At 59.4% G+C, this 22,422-nt stretch carries 22 protein-coding genes and 1 riboswitch; of the genes, 7 read left to right on the plus strand and 15 right to left on the minus strand.

The window, feature by feature from the left end; all coding sequences use genetic code 11:
• Nucleotide 1 precedes the first annotated feature (1 nt).
• Nucleotides 2-850 (minus strand): peptidylprolyl isomerase, encoded by an 849-nt coding sequence (locus AC2FJ6_RS14755; RefSeq protein ID WP_170771443.1) that lies wholly within the window; start codon nt 848-850, stop codon nt 2-4.
• Nucleotides 851-1,026: 176 nt separating this feature from the next.
• Here AC2FJ6_RS14755 and secA point away from each other — a divergent pair, with 176 nt between their 5' ends.
• The 3 genes from secA to AC2FJ6_RS14770 all read left to right on the plus strand — a co-directional run bounded on the left by secA (nt 1,027) and on the right by AC2FJ6_RS14770 (nt 6,344).
• Nucleotides 1,027-3,744 (plus strand): preprotein translocase subunit SecA, encoded by a 2,718-nt coding sequence (gene secA, locus AC2FJ6_RS14760; RefSeq protein ID WP_170771441.1) that lies wholly within the window; start codon nt 1,027-1,029, stop codon nt 3,742-3,744.
• Between the two features lie 100 nt (nt 3,745-3,844).
• Nucleotides 3,845-4,768 carry a hypothetical protein gene (locus AC2FJ6_RS14765; RefSeq protein WP_170771439.1) on the plus strand — a complete coding sequence of 308 codons (924 nt, stop codon included), beginning with the start codon at nt 3,845-3,847 and terminating at the stop codon, nt 4,766-4,768.
• 25 nt (nt 4,769-4,793) lie between these two features.
• The gene (locus AC2FJ6_RS14770; protein ID WP_496669425.1) at nt 4,794-6,344 is read left to right on the plus strand and encodes a substrate-binding domain-containing protein; all 1,551 of its coding nucleotides are present in this window, start codon (nt 4,794-4,796) and stop codon (nt 6,342-6,344) included.
• Nucleotides 6,345-6,416: 72 nt separating this feature from the next.
• Here the strand turns inward: AC2FJ6_RS14770 and radC are convergent, their stop codons facing one another.
• From radC to dnaK, 13 genes are all read right to left on the minus strand, one after another.
• Nucleotides 6,417-7,172, minus strand: a complete 756-nt coding sequence (radC, locus tag AC2FJ6_RS14775; protein ID WP_170771435.1) for a RadC family protein — start codon at nt 7,170-7,172, stop codon at nt 6,417-6,419.
• A gap of 35 nt (nt 7,173-7,207) precedes the next feature.
• Nucleotides 7,208-7,942 (minus strand): ABC transporter permease, encoded by a 735-nt coding sequence (locus tag AC2FJ6_RS14780; RefSeq protein WP_170771433.1) that lies wholly within the window; start codon nt 7,940-7,942, stop codon nt 7,208-7,210.
• The gene (locus AC2FJ6_RS14785; RefSeq protein ID WP_170771432.1) at nt 7,939-8,664 is read right to left on the minus strand and encodes an ABC transporter ATP-binding protein; all 726 of its coding nucleotides are present in this window, start codon (nt 8,662-8,664) and stop codon (nt 7,939-7,941) included. Before AC2FJ6_RS14785 ends, AC2FJ6_RS14780 begins: the two co-directional genes overlap by 4 nt.
• Nucleotides 8,661-9,335, minus strand: coding sequence for a thiaminase II (gene tenA, locus AC2FJ6_RS14790; protein ID WP_237217312.1), 675 nt, complete (start codon nt 9,333-9,335; stop codon nt 8,661-8,663). The genes AC2FJ6_RS14785 and tenA overlap by 4 nt, the downstream gene beginning before the upstream one ends.
• Nucleotides 9,332-10,267, minus strand: coding sequence for an ABC transporter substrate-binding protein (locus AC2FJ6_RS14795; RefSeq protein WP_170771430.1), 936 nt, complete (start codon nt 10,265-10,267; stop codon nt 9,332-9,334). The genes tenA and AC2FJ6_RS14795 overlap by 4 nt, the downstream gene beginning before the upstream one ends.
• Nucleotides 10,268-10,287: 20 nt before the next feature.
• Entirely contained in the window at nt 10,288-11,253 is a 966-nt protein-coding gene (locus AC2FJ6_RS14800) for a HesA/MoeB/ThiF family protein (RefSeq protein WP_170771428.1), read from the minus strand.
• Nucleotides 11,250-11,846, minus strand: coding sequence for a thiamine phosphate synthase (locus tag AC2FJ6_RS14805; protein WP_170771426.1), 597 nt, complete (start codon nt 11,844-11,846; stop codon nt 11,250-11,252). Before AC2FJ6_RS14805 ends, AC2FJ6_RS14800 begins: the two co-directional genes overlap by 4 nt.
• Nucleotides 11,843-12,607 carry a thiazole synthase gene (locus AC2FJ6_RS14810; RefSeq protein WP_170771424.1) on the minus strand — a complete coding sequence of 255 codons (765 nt, stop codon included), beginning with the start codon at nt 12,605-12,607 and terminating at the stop codon, nt 11,843-11,845. Before AC2FJ6_RS14810 ends, AC2FJ6_RS14805 begins: the two co-directional genes overlap by 4 nt.
• A 2-nt stretch (nt 12,608-12,609) precedes the next feature.
• The gene (gene thiS / locus AC2FJ6_RS14815; RefSeq protein WP_170771422.1) at nt 12,610-12,804 is read right to left on the minus strand and encodes a sulfur carrier protein ThiS; all 195 of its coding nucleotides are present in this window, start codon (nt 12,802-12,804) and stop codon (nt 12,610-12,612) included.
• The gene (locus AC2FJ6_RS14820) at nt 12,788-13,765 is read right to left on the minus strand and encodes an FAD-dependent oxidoreductase (RefSeq protein ID WP_170771420.1); all 978 of its coding nucleotides are present in this window, start codon (nt 13,763-13,765) and stop codon (nt 12,788-12,790) included. The genes thiS and AC2FJ6_RS14820 overlap by 17 nt, the downstream gene beginning before the upstream one ends.
• Nucleotides 13,762-14,565 (minus strand): bifunctional hydroxymethylpyrimidine kinase/phosphomethylpyrimidine kinase, encoded by an 804-nt coding sequence (gene thiD, locus AC2FJ6_RS14825; protein ID WP_170771417.1) that lies wholly within the window; start codon nt 14,563-14,565, stop codon nt 13,762-13,764. The genes AC2FJ6_RS14820 and thiD overlap by 4 nt, the downstream gene beginning before the upstream one ends.
• 45 nt (nt 14,566-14,610) lie before the next feature.
• Nucleotides 14,611-14,717, minus strand: a riboswitch (TPP riboswitch).
• Nucleotides 14,718-14,888: 171 nt separating this feature from the next.
• Nucleotides 14,889-16,037 carry a molecular chaperone DnaJ gene (gene dnaJ / locus AC2FJ6_RS14830; protein ID WP_170771415.1) on the minus strand — a complete coding sequence of 383 codons (1,149 nt, stop codon included), beginning with the start codon at nt 16,035-16,037 and terminating at the stop codon, nt 14,889-14,891.
• Nucleotides 16,038-16,111: 74 nt separating this feature from the next.
• Nucleotides 16,112-18,019, minus strand: coding sequence for a molecular chaperone DnaK (gene dnaK, locus AC2FJ6_RS14835; protein ID WP_170771413.1), 1,908 nt, complete (start codon nt 18,017-18,019; stop codon nt 16,112-16,114).
• 213 nt (nt 18,020-18,232) lie between these two features.
• On the opposite strand from dnaK, the gene AC2FJ6_RS14840 reads away from it, so the two are divergent.
• Complete coding sequence (locus AC2FJ6_RS14840) at nt 18,233-18,835, plus strand: alpha-ketoglutarate-dependent dioxygenase AlkB family protein (RefSeq protein WP_496669427.1); 603 nt, start codon at nt 18,233-18,235, stop codon at nt 18,833-18,835.
• Here the strand turns inward: AC2FJ6_RS14840 and AC2FJ6_RS14845 are convergent.
• Nucleotides 18,832-19,659: an ABC transporter permease gene (locus tag AC2FJ6_RS14845; protein ID WP_170786131.1), complete on the minus strand. Its 828-nt coding sequence runs from the start codon at nt 19,657-19,659 to the stop codon at nt 18,832-18,834. The genes AC2FJ6_RS14840 and AC2FJ6_RS14845 overlap by 4 nt on opposite strands.
• A gap of 122 nt (nt 19,660-19,781) precedes the next feature.
• Here AC2FJ6_RS14845 and cysQ point away from each other — a divergent pair, with 122 nt between their 5' ends.
• Genes cysQ through galE form a run of 3 tightly spaced genes read left to right on the plus strand, consistent with a single transcriptional unit; the run spans nt 19,782 to nt 22,419 of the window.
• On the plus strand, nt 19,782-20,579 hold the full coding sequence (gene cysQ / locus AC2FJ6_RS14850) for a 3'(2'),5'-bisphosphate nucleotidase CysQ (protein ID WP_496669429.1): 798 nt from the start codon (nt 19,782-19,784) through the stop codon (nt 20,577-20,579).
• On the plus strand, nt 20,579-21,379 hold the full coding sequence (locus AC2FJ6_RS14855) for a 3-deoxy-manno-octulosonate cytidylyltransferase (protein ID WP_496669432.1): 801 nt from the start codon (nt 20,579-20,581) through the stop codon (nt 21,377-21,379). Before cysQ ends, AC2FJ6_RS14855 begins: the two co-directional genes overlap by 1 nt.
• 56 nt (nt 21,380-21,435) lie before the next feature.
• Complete coding sequence (gene galE / locus AC2FJ6_RS14860; protein WP_170771403.1) at nt 21,436-22,419, plus strand: UDP-glucose 4-epimerase GalE; 984 nt, start codon at nt 21,436-21,438, stop codon at nt 22,417-22,419.
• The last annotated feature ends 3 nt before the right edge of the window (nt 22,420-22,422 follow it).

Here is a 22,422-nt window from a genome sequence, read left to right on the forward strand (position 1 = left end):
GTTACTCCTGAAGCAGTTCGATCTGACGCAGTGCCTCGGGTCCGACACCCTCGGTCGTGGGGCGCTCGATCTCGGCCTGCTGGGTCAGCTCGTCGATGCGCGCCTGAATGATCTCCTGCTGAAGACCTTGGGACAGTTCGGCGCGGACAGCCTCAATATCCGGGGCTTCGGTTTTGCGCTTGTCGTTCAGGGTGACAACGTGCCAGCCGAACTGAGTTTTCACAGGGTCCGAAACCTGGCCCTTTTCCAGACTGACAACGGCAGCCTCGAAGGCAGGCACCATGCGACCCGGGCCGAACCAACCCAACTCACCCCCATTCGGGCCGGACGGGCCGGTGGATTTCTCGCGCGCCAGTTGCGCGAAATCAGCACCGTCATCAAGCTGAGCCTTGATTTCATTCGCTTCTTCTTCGGTTTCGACCAGAATGTGGCTGGCGTTATATTCATCCGCGCCCTGGAAATCAGCATATTGCGCATCATAGGCGGCCTGGATCGCCTCATCCGTCAGATTTTCCTCGATCAACGCATTCACAGTCTGCACCGCACGCAGAGATCGGGTTTCATTCTCGATGCCCAGTGCGTTCAGCCGGGTCAGCGCGTCCTGCTGTTGGCCCAGCAATTGCTGCTGGATCAACTGATCGACAATCAGATCATAAAGAACATCGTCTTCGATCTGCTGATATTGCTCGGGCAAGGCTGCGGCAGTAGCGATGATGTGACCCAATGTGATCTCTTCCCCGTTCACACGGGCCACGACCGCGCTGGGATCGGGCTGGGTTTCGGCGGCCAGTGGCAGGGCCAGCACGGCAGTCAGGGCCAGCGATGGCAGAAAAGTGAGGCCTTTGGGCATGGATTCATCCTATTTTCTAGCCGCGACGGGGCGCAGCGTTGACACTGTGGAACCTGCCGCTTACATCGCTTTGAAGCCTTGGACAGGGCCGCCTTTCACCCCCCGTATCTATGGGTTGCGCGCAAGGTGGGCAAGCCTGTCGCAACCAAGACAAGAACAGATCCGCTGGAGTGAACATGCTGGGACTCGGAACGCTCGCCAAAAAGGTGTTCGGAACACCGAACGACCGCAAGATCAAGGCGACCCGCCCCCTGATCGACCAGATCAACGCGCTGGAACCCGAGTTCGAGAAATTGTCGGATGACGGTCTGAAGGAAAAGACCGAGGAATTGCGTAAACGGGCGTTGGACGGCGAGAGCCTGGATGACCTGCTGCCCGAAGCCTTTGCCAACGTACGCGAAGGCGCCAAGCGTGCGCTGGGTCTGCGTGCCTTTGACGTGCAGTTGATGGGCGGCGCGTTTCTGCATCAGGGCAACATCTCGGAAATGAAAACGGGTGAGGGCAAGACGCTGGTCGCCACGTTCCCCGCCTATCTGAACGCTCTGACCGGCAAGGGCGTGCATGTGGTCACCGTTAACGAATACCTGGCCAAACGTGACGCCGACTGGATGGGCAAGGTGTTTGGCGCGTTGGGGATGACCACAGGTGTGATCTGGTCCGGCCAGCCGGATGCGGAAAAGAAAGCCGCTTATTCCTGCGACATCACCTATGCCACCAATAATGAGCTGGGCTTCGACTATCTGCGCGACAACATGAAGGCCGATCTGGCAGATATCTATCAGAAATACCACAATTTCGCGATTGTGGACGAGGTCGACTCGATCCTGATTGACGAGGCGCGCACGCCGCTGATCATCTCGGGCCCGTCGCAGGACCGGTCTGACATGTATACTACGATCGACGGGCTGATCCCTTCGTTGCAGGACGACCACTATTCGCTGGACGAGAAATCGCGGAACGTGACCTTCACCGATGAAGGCAACGAGTTTCTTGAAGAACAACTGATCGCAGCCAGACTGATCCCCGAGGGCCATTCGCTGTATGATCCCGAAAGCACCACGGTCGTTCACCACGTGAACCAAGGTCTGCGGGCGCACAAACTGTTCCAGCGCGACAAGGACTATATCGTGCGCGACGGCAATGTCGTTCTGATCGACGAATTCACCGGGCGCATGATGCCGGGTCGCCGTCTGTCGGAAGGTCTGCACCAGGCCATCGAGGCCAAGGAAGGTGTACAGATCCAGCCTGAGAACGTGACGCTGGCCAGCGTGACCTTCCAGAACTATTTCCGCCTTTATGACAAGTTGGGCGGCATGACCGGCACTGCCCTGACCGAGGCCGAAGAATTCCAAGAAATCTATGGCCTGGGCGTGGTCGAGGTTCCGACCAACAAGCCAATTGCACGTGTAGACGAAGATGATCAGGTCTATCGCACTGGTGCCGAGAAATACGGCGCGATGATCGAAGAAACCAAAGAAGCGCAGGAAAAGGGCCAACCAGTTCTGCTGGGCACCACCTCGATCGAGAAATCCGAACTGCTCAGCCAGATGCTGACCAAAGAAGGCATCCAGCACAACGTTCTAAACGCCCGCCAACACGAGCAAGAGGCGCAGATCGTCGCCGATGCGGGCCGTCTGGGCGCAGTCACCATCGCCACCAATATGGCCGGTCGCGGAACCGACATCCAGTTGGGCGGCAATGTGGAAATGAAAGTGCTGAAGGCGCTGGCCGAAAACCCCGAGGCCGACCCCGCCGAACTGCGCGCGGCCGAAGAAGCAACTCACGCCGAGGAAAAAGAAAAGGTTCTGGCCGCTGGTGGTCTGTTTGTTATGGCATCAGAACGCCACGAAAGCCGCCGCATCGATAACCAGCTGCGCGGCCGTTCGGGCCGTCAGGGTGATCCGGGCCGCACAGTATTTTACCTCAGCCTCGAAGACGACCTGATGCGCATCTTTGGCTCGGAACGTCTGGACAAAGTTCTACACACCCTGGGCATGCAAGAGGGCGAGGCCATCGTTCATCCCTGGGTCAACAAATCGCTGGAGCGGGCGCAATCCAAGGTCGAAGGTCGCAACTTTGACATGCGCAAGAACGTTCTGAAATTTGATGACGTGATGAACGACCAGCGGAAAGTGGTGTTCAGCCAACGGCGCGAGATCATGTCTGCCGATGACCTCTCGGACGTAGTGTCGGACATGCGCGAACAGGTCATCGACGATCTGATCGACGAATACATGCCGCCTAAATCCTATGCTGATCAGTGGGACACCGATGGATTGCACGAGGCGATCAAGGACAAGCTGACCATCGACGCGCCCGTACAGGATTGGGCCGCCGAAGAAGGCGTGGATGACGAACAGGTGCGCGAGCGTTTGGTCAAGGCCGCCGACGAGATGATGGCGCAAAAGGCGGCCGCTTTTGGCCCCGAGAACATGCGCAACATCGAAAAGCAGGTTCTGCTGAACACCATCGACAGCAAATGGCGTGAACACCTGCTGACACTGGAGCATCTGCGCTCGGTCGTTGGGTTCCGGGGCTATGCCCAGCGCGATCCGCTGAACGAGTATAAGAACGAAAGCTTCCAGCTGTTTGAAAGCATGTTGGACAGTTTGCGCGAAACCGTGACTCAGCAATTGTCGCGCGTGCGCCCTCTGACCGAGGAAGAACAGCGCGAGATGTTGGCGCAGATGCAGGCCCAACGGGCCCAAGCGCAGCAGGCGGTCGATCAGGCCGCAGGCCAGGCCGAAGCTGTGGCCGAGGCCGAAGCCTCGGGTGATGCGCGACCCGGTTTCGATGAAAACGATCCAAGCACATGGGGCAACCCGTCACGCAACGACAGATGCCCCTGCGGTTCGGGCAAGAAGTTCAAACATTGCCACGGACGCCTGACCTGACATCACCTTAGTTCAGACACAATTAACCCGCGTCACGGCCACATATTGGCCGTGATTGACCCGCAGGGTGCGACTCGCTCCTTCAACTGGGGAGGGTGTTTTGTTTGTAATTAAGAACTACGTGACCACTGGGGGTACCGTTGCCTGTGCCCTGGCCATTGGTTACCTGATGCAGAATGGAACGCCTGCGGAACCTGACGTCCCGCAGACGCAGATCAGTTCTGTCATGGATCACACGGCGATCATCGCAGGGCTGGAGGATATCGTTCTGACCTCCTCGACTCCGACCCACGAAACGCCTGACGACACCACAACCGGACATCGCAAGCTGCACGCCAACGGGTCTGCCCCCTCGGGCCCGACGGACTGCGCTATCGGCGCACGGGCGCGGGCTGTACCCGGTGCTGCAGCGCAACTGACCGTCCTTGCCCCTTGCCACGCGGGCGAACGGATTGATGTGCATCACAGCGGCCTGACCGTCACGCAACAAACAGACGCGACCGGTCGTCTGGAAGTGACAATCCCGGCGCTCAGCGAATATGCGATCTTCCTGATCTCGGTCGGGGATCAGGCGGGCACTGTTGCGACCACACATATCCCCGATATCACCCATTTCGATCGCGTGGCCCTGCACTGGCAAGGCAAAACGGACCTGCAAATCCATGCGCTGGAGTTTGGCGCAAGCTATGGCAGCACCGGCCATGTCTCGGTTGACGCCAAAACACAGGGCGCCGGGCAAGTTGTCCATCTGGGTCAACCCGACCTGAACGACGCGCAGAACGTTCAGGTCTATTCCTACCCTGCAGGGCAATCCGATCAGACCGGCTCGATCGCCCTGTCGGTCGAGGCCGAAGTGACCCGGGCAAATTGCGGCCAGGAACTGCACCTGCAATCGCTGGAACTGCGCGGCGATCAGCGCCTCAGCGCGCGCGACCTGTCCGTCACTCTGCCGGAATGTTCGGAAGCGGGTGAGTTTCTGGTGTTGAATAATTTGCTCGAAGACCTGAAAATCGCGGCAAACTAAAACCGCAGGCGGGCTCGGGCACCTTATGACATTTCTTCGTGTGGCAGCGGCCGCACTGTTTTCATTGGCATCCGCGTTACAGGTGGTTGCGCAGGACATCACCCTGACCTCGCATGACGGCAAGGTCGAGGTGGTCGGCAATCTGCTCGGCTATGACGGTGAGTTCTATCGCATTGACACGCAGTTCGGTGAACTGACCGTGGATGGGTCCGGCGTGACATGCACGGGCCCTGCCTGCCCCAGTCTCACAGATTTCATGGCCGAGATTCACCTATCGGGCGCGTCAGTCATGGCCGAGAACATCCTGCCCGCGCTTTTGGTGGCCTTTGCCCGACACGAAGGGTGGGCCGCGACCCCTCTACATCTGGAGGGCGGGCAATTTGCCTATGAGCTGACTAAACCCAACCGCGCGGCACCGCTGGGTCGGTTCGTATTCACCCCCACAACCACCGACCAGGGGTTTGCCGATCAAGTGTCAGGTTCGGCCGACATCGTCATGGCCCTGCGCGAGGTTCGACCAACCGAGCAAGACAGCGCCATCAAGGCCGGTTTGGGCGATCTGTCCCTGGCCCGGCGGTCCCGCATCGTGGCACTGGACGCGTTGGTGCCGGTGGTGTCACCGGACAATCCGATCCGACAGATATCACCCGCTGATCTAGTCCGCATCTTCACCGGAGAGATCACGAACTGGACCAGCCTGGGCGGACCCGACGCGCCAATTGCCGTGCATCTGCCGGACACCGACCCGTCGCAAGCCTTGCAGGACAGTTTGCTGACACCGGTAAACGCCTCCCTGCCCGCAAGGATCAACCAGCATAACCGCAGCAGCGCTCTGGTTCAGGCAGTTGCACGGGATCCGTTCGCCATCGGCATCGCCAGCCAGGCGGCGGTCGACACGGTCCGCGCGTTGCCCCTGACCGGCGGCTGCGGTCACGCGCTGGCGGCGACCCGACAATCCATCAAGACCGAGGACTACCCCCTCACCTCGCCCATGTTCCTTTACTTGCCCAACCGTCGCCTGCCCCGGATCGCAAGGCAGTTTCTGTCTTTCGCCCAAAGCCCTGAGGCGCAAGTCGCAATCCGAGATGCAGGTTTCGTCGATCAAGCCCCCGAGCTGTTGTCCATCGACCAGCAGGGACATCGCCTGGCCAACGCCGTCGCATCGGGCGGGGCTGAAATTGGGCTGGACGAGCTACAACGCATAGTAGGTACATTGCGCGCCCAATCTCGGCTGTCGCTGTCCTTCCGGTTCGAGACAGGCTCCTCCCGCCCCGACGCGCAATCGCGCGCCAACATCCAGCTTTTGGCTCAGCTGGTGGAATCCGGCCAATTCGACACCCGGCGCCTCACCTTTATCGGCTTCAGCGACGGCGACGGATCGGCACAAGCCAACGCCCGGATCGCCTTGCTGCGTGCCAAAACCGTGCGCAACGCCGTTCTGGCCGCGATTGAGGCTTCGATCTCCGAAAAGGTCGAGCTGAATGTCGACGGTTTTGGCGAAGCCATGCCCATGGCCTGCGACGACACCGAATGGGGTAGAAAGGTCAATCGCAGAGTCGAGGTTTGGGTCCAATAGCCCGGCCCTTCTTCTCGTTCCAAATACGGTGGGGGTGAATTGGCCCCGCGGGCCAAGAGGGGGCAAAGCCCCCTACAAATACCCGTCAGAGCGGAAACTCAGTTCTGTCGATTTCCCGATGATCAGGTGGTCATGCAGGGTCAGGCCCAACGCGACACAGGCATCCTGTATCCGGTTGGTCATGTCGATATCCGACTGCGAGGGCGTCGGATCGCCCGACGGATGGTTATGCACCAGAATAAGCGCCGAGGCGTTCAGTTCCAACGCCCGTTTCGCTACCTCGCGCGGATAAACAGGCACATGATCAACTGTGCCCTTGGCTTGTTCCTCATCTGCGATCAACACGTTCTTACGGTCCAGATAGAACACCCGGAACTGCTCGGTCTCGCGATGGGCCATGGTCGTGTGGCAGTAATCCAGCAGCGCGTCCCAGCCCGAGATCACATGCCGCTGCATTACTCGCGCGCGGGCCATACGATGGGCGCAAGCCTCAAGAATCTTCAGGTCGGTGATGACCGTCTCACCCACACCTTTGATCTGACGCAGCCGTTCTTCGGGCGCGGTCAGCACGCGGTTGAAATCTCCAAACGTATCCATCAGCGCCCGCGCCAACGGTTTCACGTCCTGCCTGGGGATGGACCGGAATAGCACCAACTCCAAAAGCTCGTAATCCGGCATTGCGACGGACCCGCCCGACATGAACCTTTCGCGCAGCCGCTTACGATGGTCTTTGATATAGGAGGGCAATCGACCACTTGGCAGCGGCTGCGCGGGCGCTTCGTCCGTTTCAAACAGCATCGGGGCTTCGGCAAAGGCGTCCTTGGTCATCTTCTCACCCTGACGCCGAATCGGTTTCCAAACCGTTAACGCGCTTCACCTGCCATGCGCGCCGTGGCGCGGCGAATGATAATATGCAACAGGATCGAAAAAACCCCCAAAGTCAGCATCGCGGCAAACATCAGATCGGTCTTGGCGCGCCCATTGGCCAGCAGCATTAGATAGCCCAAGCCTTGAGACGAGCCCACCCACTCGCCAATCACGGCCCCGATGGGCGCATAAACCGCCGCCAGCCGCATCCCCGACGCCAGCGAGGGCAGCGCAGCCGGAATGCGGATATGCCACAACACTGCACGCGGGCTGGCCTGCATGGTGCGTGCAAGGTCCAGATAGCCGGGGGGCGTGCGCATCAATCCGTCAAAAAAGGACGAGGTGATCGGGAAATAGATGATCAGCACCGCCATCGCGACCTTGGACCACAGCCCATAACCCAGCCACAGGGTCAACAACGGGGCCAGAGCAAACACCGGCAGCGCCTGTGTGAAGACTAGCATCGGCTGCACCAACACCCGCGCCGCTCGCGAATTCGCCAGATGCAGCGCGGTGATCACGCCCAGAACCGTGCCGAGGGCGAGCCCGATCACTACCTCTACCGCTGTAATCCACGTATGTTCGGCGATCACCCAGCGGTTCTGCCACCATGTCTCAGCCACCAGTGCCGGACCGGGCAGGATGAATTTCGGCAGGCCCGTTAGGCTGACAATCGCCTGCCAGACGGCCAGCGCGAATACAGTTGCGGCAAGGGCGGACAGGATCTTCATGCAGCCTCTCTCAGCAACCGCAGCAACGCGCCCTGCGTCTCCAATGTTTCCAGATCATCCACATGGCGCGGGGCCGGGGCCGAAGGTGGCTCGCAGGGCGTCAGCCCCTGCGCGGTCATCACCATGATGGATTGACCCAATCGTGCGGCCTCGGCCGGATCGTGCGTCACCAAAAGAACGGTGCGCCCCGCCAGCGCCTCGGCCGCCAGATCCTGCATATCGGCGCGGGTGCGGGCGTCGAGGGCCGAGAACGGCTCATCCAATAACACGATGGGCCGGTCCTCCATCAACGTACGCGCCAAGGCCACGCGCTGACGCTGACCGCCAGACAATTCTCCGGGTTTTTTGTTCAGATGATCCTGCAATCGCATCCGCTCGATCAGACGGTCCCGGCGGGCCAGGTCGGGCTTCTCACCCCTCAACCGCGCGCCCAGCGACACATTCTGCGCCACCGTCGCCCAGGGCAGCAACAGGTCGTCCTGCGCCATATAGGCGACGCGGTTCGCCACAGGCTGCGTGTCGCTTGCGTTGATCCGGCCCTTGAATTCTGCGCCAGTCTCAAGCCCGGCAATCAGGCGCAGGACAGTGGTTTTCCCCACACCCGATCCACCCAGCAGACACGTCCACTGCCCAGCCCCAAGGGTCAGGGCCAACGGCGCGAACAAGGGCGCGCCGTCGATTGTGGCCGAGCCACTGATGGTCAGATCAGGCGCTTGGGTCACGGGGTCAGACCCATTTGCCAGAAGTTGACCTCAAGCTCGGTCGCAGTGCGGAAGGTCTGACACAGTCGATCCCAACGCGGTGAGGCTTCGAAATCTGCCCCAATACGCCCCGTTAGAGCCTGATTCAACAACTCTCCGACCGCTTTGCACGCGCCTTGGTAGTCTTCACCGGCATAGGTGTTGATCCAATCACGATAGGTCTCGGATGTAGCCTCGGCAGCCAGCCGCGCGCCGATCTCACCATAACCCATGACACAGGGCGCAAGGGCCGCCAGCAGGTCCAGCAGATCTCCGCTATACCCGGCCTCTAGCACGAACCGCGTGTATGCAAGATTTTCGGCTCGCTCGGGAGTCGCGAACAGCTCCTCCTGCGATATCCCAGCAGCCTCGCAGACGCCGATATGCAGCTGCATTTCTTCAGCGACCAGAGCGTTCACTGTTCCCACAGCGGTCAACATCTCAGAATGCGTTTCTGATTTCACCACCGCCAAAGCCCAGGCGCGGCTAAAATGGATCAGGAACACGTAATCCTGCCGCAGATAGTGCAGGAACGCCTCACGCGGCAGCGTGCCGTCCTTTATGCCTTCGACGAAGGCGTGGCGGGTATAATCCCGCCACGGCCCTTGCGCCGCGTCACGCATCAGCGCGAAGGCTTTGCCGTAGCCGCTCATTGCGCGGTCACGTCAATGGTGATGTCACTAACCGGGTTGATGCTGTCGATCATGCCGCTGTCTTTCAGGAACGCCTCGAACCGTGCGTACCGACCAGCGTCAAAACCAGCCGGACGCAGCGCGAAACGGGGCAGAGTGTCGACCCATGCACGGGCGTTCAGCTCATCCTGCAGCTCGGGCGAGGTGGCCGCGAAAATCTCCCAGCTTCTTTCGGGGTTGTTGACGATATACTGCGTGGCTTTCTCGGTCGCGGCCAGAAAACGCGCGATCATGTCGGCATCCATGGTTTCGGGGTTGGCCACATAGATCAGCTCATCATAGGGCGGTACGCCTTCTTCCTCGATGAAAAAGCAGCGGCCCGCGACACCTTCGATATCCATCTGGTTCAGTTCGAAATTGCGGAACGCACCGATCACCGCATCCACCTGCCCGGTCATCAGCGACGGCGAAAGCGAGAAGTTCACATTGATCATTTCGATATCGTCCAGCGCCACACCATGGGCATTCAGCATGGCGGTCAGAATGGCCTCTTCCACGCCCGCGACCGAGAAGCCGATCTTTTTACCCTTGAGGTCGGCCAAAGATTTAATCGGACCGTCTTCCAACACCAGAAGGCAGTTCAGCGGGGTCGCAACCAGCGTGCCCACGCGTTTCAGCGGCAGCCCTTCGTGGATTTGCAGGTGCAGCTGCGGCTGGTAGGACACCGCCAGTTCAGCTTGACCTGCTGCCACCAGACGCGGCGGGGCAGAAGGATCGGCGGGCGGGACGATTTCAACCTCAAGCCCCTGCTCGGCGAAATAGCCATTTTCCTGTGCCACGATGATCGGGCCGTGATCAGGGTTGATGAACCAGTCCAGCAGGACGGTCATCTTGTCCTCGGCCCAGGCTGGCGCAGCGGCCAGCAGAGCGATGGCGGTGATCAGCTTTTTCATGTCTCGCGTTTCCTTTTCGCTTACGAGGTCGAGGCCGCGACGAGGACAATCTCGCCCGGCCAATCCGGTTGAATCTGTTCGGCAGCACGCCATGCGCGCAGACCGGTTGTACAGCACAAGGCTAGTCTTTTACCTTTATTAGGGTCTAATTCTTGCAATTTATCAGGCGCAATGCGCTGCGCGTTCGGATGCGCTGGGATCGCCGCCTCAGCCTCATCGCGCAGCTCAATGATTTGATCTTCAGCACCGAGTTGACCGACTGAGACGAACCGAAAACAGCTATTGGGTTCGGGCGCGTTGTCGAACCGGAAGGTGCTGGTACGCAGGGTACGGGCGTCGTATTGAACCATCTGCCCCAAAGGCGAGGGCGCAATCCCAAGGATCAGGTTCAGCGCCATCTGCGTCTGCATCGCGCCAATTGTTCCAACGACCGGACCCAAAACGCCCGCCGTGGCGCAGCTCGCTCCGCTATCGGGCGCGTCAGGGAACACCGCGCGCAGCGAGGGCGCCCCTCCGCAGAACCCACCAACATAGCCCGACAGCCCCAGCACCGAGGCGCTGATCAACGGTTTCCCCTGCGCTAAACAAGTATCGGACAGAATATAGCTGGCCGCATAGCTGTCAGCACAATCCAGGATCACATCCGCTTGCGCGGCCATATTGGGCGCATTTGCACTTGTTAAAGCATGTTCTAGCGCCTCAACTTCGATCTCATCGTTTAAGGCCCGACACCTCTCGGCGGCCACTTTGGCCTTGAGTCGCCCACAATCCGCCTGCGCGAACAGAGTCTGGCGATGCAGGTTGGACAGATCAACTGTATCCCTATCCATCACCGTGATCCGCCCTACCCCAGCCCCAGCCAACAATGGCAAGACCGGCGCAGCCAGCCCTCCGGCCCCCACAACCAGCACATGCGCCGAGGACAGACGCGCCTGCCCTTCTGCGCCTACCTCGGTCAGGATGGTTTGGCGGGCATAACGGCTCATCGGGTGGCCTCGATCCATTCGCGCACGCGCGCTTCGGGGTCAGTGTTCAGGGTGATATCTGTGACGACCGAGACGATATCAGCCCCCGCCTGCAGAACACCCGACGCGCGCTCGACGCTCATCCCGCCGATCCCGACCAGAGGGATATCGCCCACCCGCGCCTTCCATTCGGTGACGCGCGGCAGACCCTGCTGATGCCATTTCATCTTTTTCAGGATGGTCGGATAAACCGGCCCCAGCGCCACATAATCCGGGGCCATCGCCAGAACACGTTCCAACTCGTCATCGTCATGGGTCGACACGCCCAGCTTCAGCCCAGCCTTGCGGATAGCTTTCAGATCGGCATCGTCCAGATCCTCCTGCCCCAGGTGAATCCAATTACATCCGGCCTCAATCGCGGCCTGCCAATAGTCGTTCACCACCAGAACCGCGCCATGCTGGCGGCACAGATCGCGTGACTGCGCAATCTGTTCGTGCACCACCGCATCGGGTTGATCCTTGGCGCGCAGCTGCACCAGTTTCACGCCCAAAGGCAGCATCCGCCGCAGCCAGTTCGAGTGATCAAAGATCGGGTAAAAGCGGTCGAGGATCATGACAGAAACGCCTTTCCGATCACGGGGGTCGAGGCTTCGGCCATATCGCGCGCCTCGATCGGGTCGGCTTGATGGGCCAGTTGCCCGGCCTCAATCGCCTGCATCATGGCCCGCGCCATCGCCGGCGGATCACCCGCGCGCGCCACGGCGGTGTTCAGCAGTACCGCGTCATAGCCCAGCTCCATCGCGCGCGAGGCGTGGCTGGGCAAGCCAATGCCCGCGTCAATCACCAACGGCACATCCGGGAATTCCGCCCGCATCGCCCGCAAAGCGTATTCGTTGTTCAGCCCGCGCCCCGACCCGATCGGCGCGCCCCAGGGCATCAGCACCTCGCACCCTGCAGCCAGCAGACGTTCACCCACGATCAGATCGTCGGTGGTGTAGGGGAAGACGTGAAACCCTTCCTCGGTCAGGATGCGGGCAGCCTCAACCAGTTGGAACACATCCGGCTGCAGACTATCCGTGTGCCCGATCAGTTCCAGCTTGATCCATTTGGTGTCGAACACCTCACGCGCCATCTGTGCAGTAGTCACAGCCTCTTTAACCGTATGGCACCCGGCAGTGTTCGGCAGGATCAGCACGCCGAGGTCCTGGATCATCTGCCAAAAGGTCTGACCCGCCCCGGATTCGCGCCGCAACGACACGGTGGCCACCCCGGCCCCGCTTTCCCGAAACGCCTGCTCCAGAATGGCCGGGCTTGGATATTGTGCAGTGCCCAGCATCAGGGGGTTGGGCAATTCGGTACCGTAAAACGTCTTCATCCTCAGCCCCCCTGCATCGGTGCGACGACCTCGACCCGGTCGCCATCCGCCAGTTCGTGCGCGATGCGCAGGCTTGATGGTACGAATTCCTCGTTCACCGCCGTTGCGACCCGGCCCGAGAATCCGCATTCAACCAACATTTCAGCCAGCGTCAGAGCCGTTATTTCTCGGGTCTCGCCATTAAGCACGATCTTCATCGACCATCTCCGAATGTTTGTTCTCAAGTGCCAGATCGGCCACACCCCGCACCAAAGCCGGGGCCAGCAGATAGCCGTGGCGATACAGGCCGTTGGCGTAGATCGTGTGGCCCAAGCGCCGGATACGCGGCAGGTTGTCCGGGAAAGCAGGACGTAGATCGACACCAATCTCCAGAACCTCGGCCTCACCGAAGGCCGGGTTCAGCGCATAGGCTGCACTGAGCAACTCCAGCATGGAGCGCGCGGTGATCCGACTGCTGTCCTCAGACTCGATCATCGTTGCGCCCAGCATGTAAACGCCATCTCCGCGCGGTACGATGTAGAGCGGCATCCGCGGATGCAACAGCCGCACCGGGCGGGTCAGGTGGATATCCGGGCAGCGGATCACCAGCATCTCACCCTTCACGCCGCGCAGATCATGCAAAACCTCGCGTGCATGTAACCCTCGGCAGTCTATCGCGTTTTCCAGACGGGGCGGGGCGAGTTTCCGGTGAAATTCAACCCCTTGACCCTGCAACTGCCGATAGAGGTCCTGCAGCGCTTGCCGAGGGTCCAGATGCGCCTCATCCGGGAAGAACAAAGCTTTGGAGAAGCCATGCAGATCAGGCTCTAATTCTTGAATTTGGGTCTGATCAACATCTGCGAATGCCTGGGTCCTGCGCGCAAACCGCCGCAAATCCGGCAGATCGCGCGGATTGGCTACGACCAGAGTTCCGCGCCGCTGCACCTGTGTACGCGCGGCCCACCAGTCCAACGCGGTCTTTCCCAATCGCAGCACCGGCTCTTCGGCATTTTCATATTCGCACCATGGGGCCAGCATCCCGCCAGCCCACCACGAACACCCATGCGCACCGGGCGGGCCGCCGGGATCATAGACCTGCACCTTGGCGCCGCGCGACACCATCTCGCTGGCCACGGCCAATCCGGCAACACCGGCACCTATGACCGACCAGATCGTCACGCAGGCCAAACCTCATGAAAATGATGAACCGGGCCGTGGCCCTGCCCAATATCCAATGCATCCGCCTTGGCAATCGCACCTTGCAAATAGTCATGAGCCTGGGCAACCGCGTCCGGGATCGTCAGACCCTTAGCTAATCCGGCCGCAATAGACGAGGACAAGGTGCACCCGGTGCCATGCGTGTTTCTGGTTTGGCGGCGCGGTGCGGTGAACTCGGCGATCAGCCCTGTCGAACTGACCAGAAGATCATGGCAAATCTCGCCTTGCCCATGCCCCCCTTTCATCAGAACAGTTTGCGCCCCATACCCACATAGGGCGCGACCTTGTTCAACCATCTCCTTAGGGCTTTGTGCATCAGAAGACCCCAGCAAACACGCAGCCTCGGGCAAATTCGGAGTCAAGACCGAGGCGCGAGGCACCAACACATCCCTAAGCGTTTGAACAGCATCCTCGGCAAGCAAAGCGTCGCCGGATTTGGCGATCATCACAGGGTCTAACACAATCGGGCCGTCGAATTCGGCGATGCTGCCGGCCACAGTGTGGATAATGTCTGGCGTTGCGAGCATTCCGATCTTGATGGCACCCACGTCCAAGTCCGTCAGAACCGCTTCGATCTGCGCCGAAATCACATCCAGCGGGATGCCATGAACCGCCGTAACCGCCCTGGTATTTTGCGCCGTCACTGCCGTTATCACACTGGCGCCGTATACGCCAAGCGCCGACATGGCCTTGAGGTCAGCTTGAATTCCAGCCCCACCGCCGCTGTCCGAACCGGCAATCGTCAATGCAATAGCGGCCATATCGTTGCTCCAAATTCTTGGGGCAATCGCGGCGTAGAAACCGTCTATAGTTTGACGACCGTTCCCTCCGCCGGAATTGCCCGGATCAGGTTCGATGGGTTGATGCGAAAGCACCTCTCAGCCCCTTCTAGGAGGCACCCCAACGGTTGGCGCGGAACATCTCAGGCGCGCAAGAAATAATCAAGAGGATTCTGCGAGGCTCTGCCTCGCGCTCCGGGATATTTACGGCCAGATGAAGAGCGGATCCCACTTTACCTGGCCAAAAGTATACCGGGGGAGTCGCCTGGAACAGGCGGCGGGGGCAGGGCCCCCTATTCGACTTTTCAGCCCTTCATTCCGTCCCAGAAAGACTTGACGGATGAGAAAAAGCTTTTGGACTCTGGGTGGTTATCTTCACCCAAGTCGTCGAACTCCTTCAACAGTTCTTTCTGACGGCTAGTCAGGTTCACTGGCGTTTCCACTGCAAGTTCAATAAACATGTCGCCTACACCGCCGCCGCGCAAAGCGGGCATACCCTTACCGCGCAAGCGCATCTGACGACCTGACTGACTGCCCGCCGGGATTTGCACGCGACCGCGGCCACCGTCGATGGTGGGAACTTCGATCGAACCGCCCAACGCTGCTTTGGCCATGCTGACTGGCACGCGGCAATAGAGGTTTACGCTGTCTCGTTCGAACAGTTTATGGTCCGACACTTCGACGAAGATGTACAGATCACCCGGAGGGCCGCCGCGCATTCCGGCCTCACCCTCGCCCGCCAGACGTATACGGGTACCCGTTTCCACCCCGGCGGGGATGTTGACGGATAGCGCGCGCTCTTTTTCCACGCGACCCGCACCGCCACAGGATTTACAGGGGTTCTTGATGATCTGGCCCAGACCCGAGCAAGTCGGGCAGGTGCGTTCCACAGTAAAGAAACCCTGCTGTGCCCGAACTTTGCCCATACCCGAGCAGGTCGGGCAGGTTGTCGGTTCTACACCACCTTCGGCACCCGAACCGTCACAGGCTGAACAGGCCACAGCGGCCGGCACGTTAATGGTTTTTTGCAGACCTGAGAACGCCTCTTCTAGCGTGACGCGCAGGTTGTAGCGCAGGTCCGAGCCGCGGGCGGCGCGACGTCCACCGCCTCCGCCACGTTGGCCACCCATGAAATCGCCGAACAGATCGTCGAACACGTCCGAGAAGGCGCTGGAAAAATCGCCCTGACCGAAGCCGCCGCCAGGACGGCCACCACCGCCCATGCCATTTTCAAACGCGGCGTGGCCAAAGCGATCATAGGCCGCCTTTTTGTCAGCATCGCGCAGCACGTCATAAGCCTCATTTGCTTCTTTGAACTGCGCTTCGGCATCCGGGTTGTCTTTGTTGCGGTCCGGATGCAATTCCTTGGCTTTCTTGCGAAAACCTTTTTTGATCTCATCCGCCGATGCGCCCTTGGCTACGCCGAGCACATCGTAATAGTCGCGTTTTGACATCAGTATGTCCTTCTGCCTCAACGTAAATAGGCCGGCCCGGAGAACGGACCGGCCCGCATTGGCCCGGTGAGCCGTTAGTTACGTTTGTCGTCGTCCAGATCTTCGAACTCGGCGTCGACAATGTCATCCTCGCCCGGCGCTGCATCGGCTGCGGCCGGTTCTTCTTCGCCTTCCTCGGACTGCGCCTTGTAGATGGCTTCGCCCAACTTCATCGCGGCTTCGGTGACGTTCTGGATGCCAGACTTGATCTTGTCGGCATTCTCGGTTTCCAGCTCGTCCTTCAGCGCGGCAATCGCCAGCTCGATCGCTTCGATAGTGGTCGGGTCGACCTTGTCGGCATGCTCTTCCATCGACTTTTCGGTCGAGTGTATGAGGCTTTCCGCTTGGTTCTTGGCGTCGACCAGCTCGCGGCGTTCCTTGTCGGCCTCGGCGTTTTCCTCGGCGTCCTTGACCATCTTCTCGATATCCGCGTCCGACAGACCGCCCGAGGCTTGGATGGTGATCTTCTGCTCTTTGCCGGTACCTTTGTCCTTGGCCGAAACCGAGACAATGCCGTTTGCGTCGATGTCAAACGTCACCTCGATCTGAGGCATACCGCGCGGTGCGGGCGGGATATCCTCGAGGTTGAACTGACCAAGGATCTTGTTGTCCGCAGCCATTTCACGCTCACCCTGGAACACGCGGATGGTCACGGCGTTCTGGTTGTCCTCGGCGGTCGAGAAGACCTGAGACTTTTTGGTCGGAATGGTCGTGTTGCGATCGATCAGACGGGTGAACACGCCACCCAGCGTTTCAATACCCAGCGACAGCGGTGTCACGTCCAGCAAAACCACGTCCTTGACGTCGCCTTGCAGAACACCGGCTTGGATAGCGGCGCCCATAGCAACAACTTCGTCCGGGTTCACGCCTTTGTGCGGCTCTTTACCAAAGAATTTGGTGACCTCTTCGATCACTTTCGGCATCCGGGTCATACCACCGACCAGAACAACCTCGTCCACATCGCTGGCCGACAGACCGGCGTCTTTCAGAGCGGCCGCACAGGGCTTCATCGACTTTTTGATCAGGTCGCCCACCAGCGATTCAAGCTTGGCGCGGGTCAGTTTCATGACCATGTGCAGCGGTTGACCGTTGGCACCCATCGAGATGAAAGGCTGGTTGATTTCGGTCTGCGAGGTCGAGGACAGCTCGATCTTGGCTTTTTCGGCGGCTTCCTTCAGACGCTGCAGAGCCATCTTGTCCTGAGACAGATCGACACCGTGTTCCTTTTTGAACTCATCCGCCAGGTAGTTGACGATGCGCATGTCAAAGTCTTCACCACCCAGGAAGGTGTCACCGTTGGTCGATTTAACCTCGAACAGGCCGTCGTCGATTTCCAGAATGGTCACGTCGAAGGTACCACCACCAAGGTCATAAACCGCGATGGTTTGCGTTTCTTCCTTGTCCAGACCATAGGCCAGAGCAGCCGCTGTCGGTTCGTTGATGATCCGCAGCACTTCCAGACCGGCGATTTTGCCGGCGTCTTTGGTGGCCTGACGCTGAGCATCGTTGAAGTATGCCGGAACAGTGATAACCGCTTGCGTGACTTCCTCACCCAGATAGCTTTCTGCGGTTTCCTTCATCTTGCCCAGAGTGAAGGCCGAGATCTGGCTTGGGGAGTACTTTTCGCCGCGAGCTTCAACCCACGCGTCGCCGTTGCCACCATTCACGATAGCATATGGCACCATTTTCTTATCTTTTTCGACTTCGGCATCATCCACACGACGACCGATCAGGCGCTTGACGCCAAAGATCGTGTTGTCGGGGTTGGTGACCGCCTGACGTTTTGCAGGCTGACCGACCAGTCGCTCATCTTCGGTGAAGGCGACGATCGAGGGCGTGGTCCGCGCCCCTTCGGCGTTTTCGATGACCTTCGGCTGCGAGCCGTCCATGATAGCCACGCACGAGTTGGTGGTTCCGAGGTCAATCCCGATTACTTTACTCATATGTTCGATCCCTTTCTCTTCAAGGCGATGTCCCGAGGCCGGGACCCGTTATGGCATCCCTGCCTCGATCTCAATTGCGCAATGGCCCTACACCATCACGCGTCCCGGCGTATATAAGGGCGAGACCAAAAGCCTGCAAGCGGTGTAAATCGCAGGTTTTCGGGAATCTGGGGCCTTTTTTGCAACGTTTCGGCAAGGATTGAGGAATCTTCGATGACGCGGCTGCTTTTGCGCGATTTCGATATCAGAAAAGCCTATCTGGATGTGGCAGCGCAGACCGCGCTGATAGACCTGTTGCGCCCGATTCTGAAATCTGCACCCCTGTTCCGCCCGACGACGCCATCGGGCAAAGAGATGTCGGTAAGAATGACCTCGGCCGGGGCGCTGGGATGGGTGTCGGACCGGGCGGGGTACCGGTATCAGGATCACCATCCCAAGGGGGTGGCATGGCCCGCGATCCCCGATCTGATCCTTGAAATCTGGCACGCCCTCGCCAGCGTCGAGCGCGACCCAGATTGCTGCCTGATCAACTATTATGGCGAGGGCACCCGCATGGGACTGCATCAGGACAAGGATGAAGCTGACTTTTCCTGGCCAGTCCTGTCAATCTCGCTGGGCGATGATGCTTTGTTCCGCATCGGCAACACCACCCGTGGCGGCAAGACCGAGTCGATCTGGCTGAACTCGGGCGATGTGGTGATCATGGGCGGCCCCGCGCGCCTGACCTATCACGGGGTGGACCGTATCCGGTTCGGATCATCCAAACTGTTGCCCAAGGGTGGTCGGATCAATCTGACGTTGCGCGTGGCGACCTAGCTGCGCGCCCCCCAGCTTTTCGACACGTGCTGACGGGTGAAGAAAATGCCCAGCAAACCGATCAAAAGCAGGATAATGCCTACCCAAAGCGCGTATTCCCAGCTGGTCTGGCGCGGGAAATAGTTGCGAAACACGAACCCGCGGCATTGGTCAATGACGTGAAACAGCGGGTTCCAGATAAACATGGTCAAAGTGAACCCACCCAGACTGTTGGCCACAAACATCTTGCCAGAAAAGATCATATTGATCCGACGGTAGACGACGGACGAAATGGACACAAATGTCGGAAGCCAGGGCTTGAGCGCCATAAACAGGACGCCAACTGCGCTGCCGGTAAACCAGGCCAGCACAAGCATATAGAACGCGCCACCCGGATCCTGAATTTCAAGCGGTTCGATGGCAACGTGATACATGAACAGGATGACCAGGATCGAAACCAGTTGCGTGTAGAACGTCCCGAACGCCGCTGCCAGAAGCGACACCATCATGTTCATTGGCGAATGCAGCATCATTGGGTTGTTTCCGGTCGCAACCCCGGCCACGCCGCTTACGGATTTCACGTGCGTCAGGAACAGAAACACCCCAGACAGCAAGAACAGGATCGAATTGCCGCGAATCTTGGACAAGCCGGTTACCCTTCCGACCAGCGTCATGATCAGATAAAACACCGTCACCAGTGCAAGAATCTGGACGATATTCATGATCACCGCCAGCACCGCGTTCGATCGTTGCGAACGAATGCTGCGCACCACCGAATGAAACACCAGTTCCGAGGTGGTGAAGGCACCACCCAAAAGCGTCCGGTTTCGCTTAAAGTAATACACCTGCGCGGTCTTTCCTGCTTTATTGCCAGCAATCTGGCACGAAATTCTTGCTGTTCCGTAACCGGGACATCATAAGGCCGTCAGGATTTTCAATCAACAAATCACAGGAACGGAGCCTTTTTGTGACCTACGACGCCCTCATCCCCGTCATTCGACGTTTGGCACTGGAAGCCGGTGACAAGATCATGGAGATCTATAACTCGGATGATTTCGACGTGAAGGTCAAATCTGATGCCAGCCCTGTAACCGAAGCGGATGAGGCTGCGGACGCTCTTATCTCGGCCGGCCTGCGCGCAGCCTTCCCCGATATCCTGCTGGTGACCGAGGAACAGGCGGCCTCGCACTCTGAGAAAGGCGACACGTTCCTGATCGTGGACCCGCTGGACGGCACCAAAGAGTTCATCAACCGTCGCGGGGATTTCACAGTGAACATTGCGCTGGTGGAAAATGGCGTACCGACGCGCGGGGTGGTTTACGCCCCGGCCAAGGAACGCATGTTCTATACTCAGCCCGATGGACAATCAGTTGAGGAAACCGGCGCTCTGGACAAGGATATCGTGGGCGACGTGACGCCGATACTCGTCTCTAAACCAAACAATTCGGCGCTTTTGATCGTGGCCTCCAAGTCGCACCGCGATCAGGCAACCGAGGATTACATCAACAAGTATCAAGTGCGCGACAGCAAAAGCGCGGGTTCATCGCTCAAATTCTGTCTGGTCGCAACCGGTGAGGCCGATCTGTACCCTCGCGTTGGCCGCACAATGGAATGGGACACAGCCGCAGGTCACGCAGTTCTGGCTGGTGCCGGCGGCAAGGTGGTGCGCTTCGACAACCACGAACCGCTGAGCTATGGCAAGGACGGCTATGCAAATCCGTTCTTCATCGCCTACGCTCCGGGTGTTGAGTTGAAGGAAGCCTGATGTCCGTTCTGATCACCATTCCCGCCCGCTATGCCTCGTCCCGCTATCCGGGCAAACCGCTGGTGCCTCTGACCGGGGCAAGCGGCAAGGCGATGACGCTGATTGAACGGTCGTGGCGTGCGGCCTGTTCAGTGTCGGGCGTGGACAAGGTAGTTGTCGCCACCGATGACGACCGTATCCGCGAGGCGGCCGAAGGGTTTGGGGCCGAGGTGGTGATGACTTCAGACACCTGCCAGAATGGCACCGAACGCTGCGCTGAAACCCATGCCAATCTGGGCGCGGGCTATGATATCGTGGTGAACCTTCAGGGCGACGCGCCACTGACACCGCATTGGTTTGTGGAAGACCTGATCGCGGGTCTGCGCGCCGCACCCGAGGCCGGTGTGGCCACGCCTGTTCTTCGCTGCGATGGCGATGCGCTCAACAGCCTGCTGAATGACCGCAAACACGGCCGGGTAGGCGGCACCACTGCTGTTTTCGCCGCCGATCACAGCGCTTTGTATTTCTCAAAAGAGGTCGTGCCCTACACAGCGCAGACCTATGCGGGTGAGGACGACACCCCGGTGTTCCACCATGTTGGCGTCTACGCCTATCGCCCTGACGCTCTGGCCGCCTACCCCACATGGCCCGTTGGCCCGTTGGAGCAGTTAGAAGGTCTGGAACAACTGCGCTTTATGGAGAATGGTCGCAAAGTCCTGTGCGTCGAAGTCGAATCCAAGGGTCGCCAGTTCTGGGAGTTGAACAACCCCCAGGACGTACCCAAGCTGGAACAGATGATGGCCGACATGGGATTGGAATAACCCATGAGCCTTGATGCGGAGCTGCATCCTTCCACAATGCTGAAAAAGACTGCCTGATGACCAATATTCTTGTAACCGGCGGCGCCGGATATATCGGGTCCCACGCCTGCAAGGCGCTGAAACAAGCCGGATACACGCCCGTCACCTATGACAATCTGATCACCGGCTGGCAGGATGCGGTGAAATTCGGACCGTTTGTACAGGGCGATCTGCTGGACCGTACCCGGCTGGATGAGGTCTTCGCCAAATACAAACCCGCCGCCGTCATGCATTTCGCAGCCCTCAGCCAGGTGGGTGAAGCGATGTCGGAGCCCGGAAAATACTGGACCAATAACGTCACCGGCTCGCTCAATCTGATCGAAGCCACGGTCGCTGCGGGCTGCGAAAATTTCGTATTCTCATCGACCTGCGCGACCTATGGCGAGCACGACAATGTGGTTCTGGACGAAGATACGCCGCAATTGCCGCTGAACGCCTACGGGGCTTCGAAACGCGCGATCGAAGATATTTTGCGCGATTTTGATGCAGCGCATGTGCTGAACCACGTGATTTTCCGCTATTTCAACGTAGCAGGTGCGGACCCCGAGGGCGAAGTGGGCGAATATCACCGTCCCGAGACTCATCTGATCCCCCTGATGCTGGACGCCATAGACGGCAAGCGCGACGGGTTGACCGTGTTCGGCACCGACTACGACACACCCGACGGCACCTGTATCCGCGACTATGTGCATGTCTGCGATCTGGTCGATGCGCATGTGCTGGGCCTGAACTGGCTGGAGCAAGGCAAGGGCAGCCGCGTGTTCAATCTGGGCACCGGGACGGGTTTTTCAGTGATGGAGGTCATCGGCCATTCCAAAGCGGTCACCAACCGTGATGTGCCCTACTCCATCGGTCCGCGTCGGGCGGGGGATTGCACCAAGCTTGTATCCGGCTCGGTTCGCGCCGGGGCTGAACTGGGCTGGACGCCAAAAAACTCAACGTTAGAGACGATGATTGCAGATGCATGGCGCTGGCAACAAAACGGGCATTACGAGAAATGAGGG

The organism is Ruegeria sp. CDSA089 (assembly GCF_059612205.1).

Excerpts from the sequence above, each read along its gene's own strand:
- AC2FJ6_RS14755 (WP_170771443.1), bottom strand. The coding sequence starts at position 850 with ATGCCCAAAGGCCTCACTTTTCTGCCATCGCTGGCCCTGACTGCCGTG.
- secA (WP_170771441.1), top strand. The coding sequence starts at position 1,027 with ATGCTGGGACTCGGAACGCTCGCCAAAAAGGTGTTCGGAACACCGAAC.
- AC2FJ6_RS14770 (WP_496669425.1), top strand. The coding sequence starts at position 4,794 with ATGACATTTCTTCGTGTGGCAGCGGCCGCACTGTTTTCATTGGCATCC.
- radC (WP_170771435.1), bottom strand. The coding sequence starts at position 7,172 with ATGACCAAGGACGCCTTTGCCGAAGCCCCGATGCTGTTTGAAACGGAC.
- AC2FJ6_RS14780 (WP_170771433.1), bottom strand. The coding sequence starts at position 7,942 with ATGAAGATCCTGTCCGCCCTTGCCGCAACTGTATTCGCGCTGGCCGTC.
- tenA (WP_237217312.1), bottom strand. The coding sequence starts at position 9,335 with ATGAGCGGCTACGGCAAAGCCTTCGCGCTGATGCGTGACGCGGCGCAA.
- AC2FJ6_RS14795 (WP_170771430.1), bottom strand. The coding sequence starts at position 10,267 with ATGAAAAAGCTGATCACCGCCATCGCTCTGCTGGCCGCTGCGCCAGCC.
- AC2FJ6_RS14800 (WP_170771428.1), bottom strand. The coding sequence starts at position 11,253 with ATGAGCCGTTATGCCCGCCAAACCATCCTGACCGAGGTAGGCGCAGAA.
- AC2FJ6_RS14805 (WP_170771426.1), bottom strand. The coding sequence starts at position 11,846 with ATGATCCTCGACCGCTTTTACCCGATCTTTGATCACTCGAACTGGCTG.
- AC2FJ6_RS14810 (WP_170771424.1), bottom strand. The coding sequence starts at position 12,607 with ATGAAGACGTTTTACGGTACCGAATTGCCCAACCCCCTGATGCTGGGC.
- thiS (WP_170771422.1), bottom strand. The coding sequence starts at position 12,804 with ATGAAGATCGTGCTTAATGGCGAGACCCGAGAAATAACGGCTCTGACG.
- thiD (WP_170771417.1), bottom strand. The coding sequence starts at position 14,565 with ATGGCCGCTATTGCATTGACGATTGCCGGTTCGGACAGCGGCGGTGGG.
- dnaJ (WP_170771415.1), bottom strand. The coding sequence starts at position 16,037 with ATGTCAAAACGCGACTATTACGATGTGCTCGGCGTAGCCAAGGGCGCA.
- dnaK (WP_170771413.1), bottom strand. The coding sequence starts at position 18,019 with ATGAGTAAAGTAATCGGGATTGACCTCGGAACCACCAACTCGTGCGTG.
- AC2FJ6_RS14840 (WP_496669427.1), top strand. The coding sequence starts at position 18,233 with ATGACGCGGCTGCTTTTGCGCGATTTCGATATCAGAAAAGCCTATCTG.
- AC2FJ6_RS14855 (WP_496669432.1), top strand. The coding sequence starts at position 20,579 with ATGTCCGTTCTGATCACCATTCCCGCCCGCTATGCCTCGTCCCGCTAT.
- galE (WP_170771403.1), top strand. The coding sequence starts at position 21,436 with ATGACCAATATTCTTGTAACCGGCGGCGCCGGATATATCGGGTCCCAC.